Source organism: Streptomyces rectiviolaceus (genome assembly GCF_039533825.1).
Lineage (GTDB): Bacteria > Actinomycetota > Actinomycetes > Streptomycetales > Streptomycetaceae > Streptomyces > Streptomyces rectiviolaceus.
The window spans coordinates 1-780 of the sequence record NZ_BAAAUG010000271.1; the positions used below are offsets into that span (position 1 = coordinate 1).

Annotated in this window: 1 pseudogene; it reads right to left on the reverse strand. The window is 68.7% G+C overall.

Annotated features, from left to right (window positions below):
* Positions 1 to 780, reverse strand: a pseudogene (locus tag ABD378_RS43740) (2-oxoacid:acceptor oxidoreductase subunit alpha); the annotation flags it as partial.

Genomic DNA, 780 nt, shown 5'->3' on the forward strand with positions numbered 1-780 from the left:
GCGTGCCGGGAATCGCCCACGGACGCGCCAGCGTCTGCGGGTCGCGCTTGTAGGGCCAGAAGACCTCGGTGCCGTCGTCCTCGGTGTGGTTGGTGCCCGAGGCGAACTGCACGCGCAGGTCCGGGAGTTCATCGGTGTCGGGGATCCGCCACGGCTCCGAACCATTGGCCAGATAACCGTCGGAGAGCAGGAACACCGGCGTGCGGTAGGTGACCGCGATCCGGGCCGCCTCGAGCGCGGCGTCGAAGCAGTCGGCCGGTGTCTTCGGTGCCACGATCGGTACCGGTGCCTCGCCGTTGCGCCCGAACATGGCCTGCAGCAGATCCGCCTGCTCGGTCTTGGTCGGAAGACCGGTGGACGGCCCGCCGCGCTGGATGTCCACCACCAGCAGCGGCAGTTCCAGCGAGACCGCAAGCCCGATCGTCTCCGACTTCAGCGCCACACCGGGCCCGGAGGTCGTGGTCACCGCGAGCGAGCCGCCGAAGGCCGCCCCCAGCGCGGCGCCGATGCCCGCGATCTCGTCCTCGGCCTGAAAGGTCCGCACCCCGAAGTTCTTGTGCCTGGACAGCTCGTGCAGGATGTCGGAGGCCGGAGTGATCGGATACGAACCCAGGTAGAGCGGCAGATCCGCCTGCTGACCTGCGGCGATCAGCCCGTAGGACAGGGCCAGGTTCCCCGAGATGTTGCGGTACGTGCCGGTCGGGAAGGCCTTAGTTGCCGGAGCGACCTCGTAGGAGACCGCGAAGTCCTCCGTCGTCTCCCCGAAATTCCAGCCCGCGT